Source organism: Patulibacter sp. NPDC049589 (assembly GCF_040675535.1).
Taxonomy (GTDB): Bacteria; Actinomycetota; Thermoleophilia; order Solirubrobacterales; family Solirubrobacteraceae; genus Patulibacter.
On record NZ_JBFAPC010000257.1, the window covers coordinates 1 to 5,102 of the forward strand.

Sequence of the window (5,102 nt, forward strand, 5' to 3'; positions counted from 1 at the left end):
TCGACATCCGCACCTTCGTCGGCCCGCGGGCCGGGGCGGCCGCGGGCCGGGACGGGCGGACCGGCGCTCAGGCCGGGTGACCCTCGACGGCCGACGGCTCGGCGCCGTGGATCTGGGCGAGGGAGCCCTGGAACCGCTGGAGCTCCTCCGGCGGGATCGCGTAGGTGTGCTCGCGGCCGGGGAAGACGCCGTCGCGGACCTCCTCGGCGTACGAGCGGACCGCGGTGAGCATGTCGTCGTGCAGGTGCGAGTACTGCTTGACGAACTTCGCGGTGTGGCCCTCCAGCAGCCCGAGCAGGTCGTGCCACACGAGCACCTGGCCGTCGGTGGAGGCGCCGGCCCCGATGCCGATGACGGGGATCTCGATCAGCGGCATGAGCTCCTCGGCGACCGCCGCCGGGATGGCCTCGAGCACGATCGCGCAGCAGCCGGCGTCCTGGAGCGCGAGGGCGTCGAGGACCATCTGCGCGGCCTGCTCGGCCTTCTTGCCCTGGGCCCGCAGGCCGCCGAGCGCGCTGGCCGTCTGCGGCGTCAGGCCGAGGTGGCCGACGACCGGGATGCCGGCGTTGACGATCGCGCGGGCGCGGTCGATCATGACGCCGCCGCCCTCGAGCTTGACCGCCTGGGCGCCGGCCTCCTTGACGAACCGCTGGGCGCTCTTGACGGCGTCGTAGTCCGACGCCTCGTACGAGCCGAACGGCAGGTCGGAGACCATGAACGTGGCCTTCAGGCCGCGGCGGACGGCGCGGCCGAGCATCAGCAGCTCCTCCATCGTGGCGGGCACGGTGGAGTCGAGGCCGAGGACGGTCGTCGCGGCGCTGTCGCCGACGAGGACCATCTCGACGCCGGCCTGCTCGGCCACGACGGCCGAGGGGTAGTCGTAGGCGGTCACCATGACCGACTTGCGGCCCTGCTGCTTGAGCTCGAGCAGCGAGGTCACGGTGACGGGGGCACGGTCGATGGTGGTGTTCACGACGGTGCGGGGGCTGGCGGACATGACGTGGTCTCCGGTGTGGAGGGGTGAGGGTGCGGGAGCGCGGGCGCCTAGGCGACCGTGCTCACCCGGTCGGTCTCGGTGAGGAGCGTCGCGACGGCGTCGTCGACGTCGATGATCCGGTTGGTGCCGCGCTCGACGTGCACCACGACCGGCTCGTAGTGCTCGAGGTCCTCGCGCGTGTACTGCGCGTAGCTGATGACGATGATGGTGTCGCCCTTGTGGACGAGGCGGGCGGCGGCGCCGTTGACCTTGACCTCGCCCGAGCCGCGCTCGCCGACGATCGTGTAGGTCTCGAACCTGGCGCCGTTGTCGACGTTCACGACGGCGACCTGCTCGTGGACGAGGATGTCGGCCGCTTCGAGCAGGTCGGGGTCGACCGTGATCGAGCCGACGTAGTGCAGGTCGGAGTCGGTCACCGTCGCCCGGTGGATCTTGGACTTGAGCATCGTGCGCTGCATGGATCAACCCTTCTCGGGGGACTGCGGGACCTGCTGGACGTAGCCTCCGGTCCGTCCGGCGCCGGAGAGCGCGGGGACGGGGGAGTCGGCGAGGACGGGGGAGAGGAGCGTGTTGTCGATCAACCGGACCGGCCCGACCGGGACGGCGAGCGCCAGGAGCGCGGGGCCGTCGACGACGGCGCGGGGCTCGAGCGTCGCGGGATCGGCGATCGCGACGTACTCGGCGGTCAGGCCGGCGTCGGCCAGCACCGCGGTCGCGCGGGCGGTCAGCGCCGGGACGTCGAGCTCGCCGGCGCGGTAGGCCTCGACGACCGCGGCGATCGCGCGCGGGATCGCGACGGCGCGGCGGCGATCGGCGGACGAGAGGCGGACGTTGCGGCTCGACAGGGCCAGGCCGTCGGCCTCGCGCACCGTCGGCAGCGCGACGACGTCGACCGGCAGGTTCAGGTCGCGGACCAGGCGGCGCACGACGAGCACCTGCTGGGCGTCCTTGGCGCCGAAGAAGACGACGTCGGGGGCGACCATGTTCAGGAGCTTCGTGACGACCGTCGTCACGCCGTGGAAGTGCTCGGGGCCGCGGTGGGCGCCCTCGAGGCGCTCGGTCAGCGGGCCCGAGATCCGGACCTCGGCGCTGTAGCCGTCGGGGTAGACCTCGCCGACCGACGGGGCGAAGAGGACGGCGGCCCCGGCGGCCTGCGCCCGGGCGGCGTCGTCCTCCTCCGTCCGCGGGTAGCCGGCGAGGTCGGACGCGTCACCGAACTGCCGCGGGTTGACGAACAGCGACACGATCGTGCTGGTCGCCCGCAGCGACGAGGCCGCGATCAGCGACACGTGCCCGTCGTGCAGCGCCCCCATCGTCGGGACGAGCCCGATGATGTGGCCCTTGGCGCGCAGCCCGCGCACGTGCGCGCGCAGCTCCGCGACGGTGCGGATGATCAGCACGACGCGCTCCCCGCGGCCACCCGCGCCTGCTCCGCGCCGGCGCGCGACGCGACGTCGCGGTGCGCGCGCTCGGCCAGGCGGGCCGTCGCGGCGGTCAGGGCGTCGAAGAGCTCGAGGTCGGCGGCGGGGAGGCGGTCGGCGAGCGCGGCGCGCTGCCGGGCGACCGTCGCCTCGTCCCCGCGCGCGACGGGCCCCGTGAGCGCCTGCGCCGCCCCGCGGTCCTGCCAGCCGTCCACGGCCGCGCGCACGAGCGGGCCGAGGGCGGCGCGGTCGAGTCCGGCGCCCGCCGCGACGCGGTCGGCGAGGTCCTCGACGGCGAGGAGGTAGTTCGCGGCCACCGACGCGGCGGCGTGGTACGCGGCGCGGTCGGCGTCGTCGACGCGGATCGCGCGCATCCCCAGAGCGGCAGCGAGGGCCTCGGCGGCGGAGCGCGCGCGGTCGGTGGCGCCGGCGACGGCGCAGGGGGCGCCGGCGAGGACGCTGTCGGGGCCGGTGACGGTCATCAGCGGGTGCAGGGAGAGCGCCTCGTGCGGGGCGAGCGGGGCGAGCGTGGTCGCGCCGGAGCAGTGGCCGACGAGGCGGCCGTCGCGCGGGGCGATGGCCGCCGCGGCGTCCGCGATGGCCGCGTCGGGGACGCAGAGCAGGACGAGGTCCGCGTCACCGCCGTCGTGCCCACGACCGTGCGGGCCCGAGACCGACCAGCCGGCCTCGGCGAGGCGCCGGGCGAGCGCGGTGCCGAGTCGTCCCCGTCCAACGACGGAGGATCGGGGGGTGGGCGCATCGTCCGATGCGCGTGGACACGAGTCCATCAGGGTCTCCGGTCCAGCTCCCATGGGGATGCCGGTCGCGTGCAAGAGGGTGTGGTGCGGGGTGCTGCAGGGGTACGTCCCACATTCGTGGTGACGGCCTCCTTGAGTTGTAGCACTCCGCACGAGGATCGCAACGGAGTGAAATCAGGTCAGGAATCCGAGGTTTCACTCGCGCGCCAGGGGCCCCGCCCGCCGCCGCCGGGCGCGGCGCCCGATAGCCTCGTCCCCGTGGGATCGACCCCGCCCACCTCCGTGCCGCCGACCGTCGCGGAGCGCCGCGCGCGCCTCGCCGCGCTGCGGGACGAGGCCCGGGGCTGCCGCCGCTGCCCCCAGCTGGCGGCCGCCCGGACGACGGTCGTGTTCGGCGCGGGGGATCCCGACGCCGACGTCCTCTTCGTCGGCGAGTCGCCGGGCCAGAACGAGGACCAGCAGGGCCTGCCGCTCGTCGGCGCGCCCGGTCGGCTGCTGACCGAGCTGCTGGCGGAGGTCGGGCTGCGCCGCGAGGACGTCTACGTGACGACCGCGCTGAAGTGCCGCCCGCCGTCGGGCCGCGACCCGCTGGTGGAGGAGCTCGCGCACTGCCGCTCGTACCTGCTCGGCCAGATCGAGCTCGTCCGGCCGCGGGTCGTCTGCACGCTGGGCAACTTCGCGACGAAGCTCCTGCGCGAGGACCCCGCGAGCATCAAGGCCGTGCGGGGGCGCGTCGAGATCCGCACCCTCGGGACGCGGACGGTGCGCCTGCTGCCGGTCCACCACCCGGTCGCGGCGCTTTACCAGCGCAGCCACGTGGACCTCATGCGACGCGACCTCGCGCTGCTGCCGGGCCTCGTCGAGCTGCCCCCGCCGCCCCAGCCCGAGCCGCCGCGCGCGGCCGAGGAGGCCCCGCCGGCCGCCGAGACCGAGACCGCGGGCGACGCGCCCGAGGACGAGGGCCCCGCCCAGCTCGGGCTGTTCTGACCGTGACGCCCCCGCTCCTGACCATCGGCCCGCTCCCCTACTCGTGGTGGAACGTCGTGCTCGTCGCCACGCAGGCCGCCCTGGTGGCGCTGCCCGCGGCGGGCCTGCCGCCGTTCGCACGGCGCTTCGCCGGCCGGGCGTGGTCGCTCGTGCTCCCGCTGTCGATCGCCGTCGTGGTCGGCGTCCTCGCCGTGCTGCCCGGCGCCGCGCAGGGGCTGACGTGGCTCGCGCTGGTCGCGACGCCCCCGCTGGCGGCCGCGGCGGTCGGCTGGGGGGCGCGCGGCGCCCGGCCCTGGCTGGCCGTCCTGGCGGTCCCCGCGCTGGTCGTCGCGATCGCCTTCGAGGGCGAGCGGGCCGGCCAGGCGGCCGCGCTCCTGATCACCGCGCTCAGCTGCGTGACGCTCGGGCGGCTGCTCGTCGGGGTCGTCGGCGGCGTGCCGGTGCCCGACGCGGCGGCCCCGGCACCGGGGGCCGCGCACCGGGTGGCCGGGAGGCTGCGGGCCGCGACCGGCCGCGTCCTGGAGGCCGTCCCGCCGCTGGCGTGGGTTCGCATCGCGCTGGTGGCGATGGCCGTGATCGACGCGATCCTCGTCTTCTCCGGCGGCCTCGAGCGGCCCAACGACGCGCTGAACGCCGCGGTCCCGGCGGCGGACCTGCCCCGGCTGCAGTTCGTGCAGTTCGGCTACGCCTCCATGGGCTACGGCGACGTCTTCGTCGCGGGCGTCCTCGGGGCGGTGCTGGCGGCCGAGGGCGCGAGCCGCCGCCGACAGGGCCTCGCGGCGCTCGCGCTGCTCGTCCTGTCGCTGCTCTTCGACCTCCTCTTCTGGACGGTCGACGTGCTCCATGCACAACACCGGGCCGGACGGGCTCGCCCCGAACCCGCCCGTGCACCGCGCCCTGGGGGCGGTCCTCAACCTCGGGCGCTCGCTGCCCTTCCTC

The 5,102-nt window shown here is 75.6% G+C and carries 6 protein-coding genes; 2 read left to right on the plus strand and 4 right to left on the minus strand.

Translation table 11 applies throughout. The features are described 5' to 3' along the window. Positions 1-67 precede the first annotated feature (67 nt). The 4 genes from panB to AB0L40_RS26435 are packed head-to-tail and all read right to left on the minus strand — an operon-like array spanning position 68 to position 3,206. Complete coding sequence (gene panB / locus AB0L40_RS26420) at positions 68-997, minus strand: 3-methyl-2-oxobutanoate hydroxymethyltransferase (RefSeq protein WP_364361566.1); 930 nt, start codon at positions 995-997, stop codon at positions 68-70. A gap of 47 nt (positions 998-1,044) precedes the next feature. Further along, a complete protein-coding gene (gene panD / locus AB0L40_RS26425) occupies positions 1,045-1,455 on the minus strand; it encodes an aspartate 1-decarboxylase (protein ID WP_364361568.1) in 411 nt (136 codons plus the stop codon). Positions 1,456-1,458: 3 nt separating this feature from the next. After that, positions 1,459-2,397: a pantoate--beta-alanine ligase gene (gene panC, locus AB0L40_RS26430; RefSeq protein WP_364361570.1), complete on the minus strand. Its 939-nt coding sequence runs from the start codon at positions 2,395-2,397 to the stop codon at positions 1,459-1,461. Continuing rightward, the gene (locus tag AB0L40_RS26435; protein WP_364361572.1) at positions 2,391-3,206 is read right to left on the minus strand and encodes a DUF2520 domain-containing protein; all 816 of its coding nucleotides are present in this window, start codon (positions 3,204-3,206) and stop codon (positions 2,391-2,393) included. Before AB0L40_RS26435 ends, panC begins: the two co-directional genes overlap by 7 nt. Positions 3,207-3,434: 228 nt before the next feature. Here AB0L40_RS26435 and AB0L40_RS26440 point away from each other — a divergent pair, with 228 nt between their 5' ends. Together AB0L40_RS26440 and AB0L40_RS26445 are read left to right on the plus strand one after the other, a co-directional pair. Then, a complete protein-coding gene (locus AB0L40_RS26440; protein WP_364361574.1) occupies positions 3,435-4,163 on the plus strand; it encodes a uracil-DNA glycosylase in 729 nt (242 codons plus the stop codon). A 2-nt stretch (positions 4,164-4,165) separates the two neighbouring features. Continuing rightward, positions 4,166-5,102: hypothetical protein (locus AB0L40_RS26445; protein ID WP_364361576.1), on the plus strand; the 937-nt coding region annotated here is incomplete at its 3' end.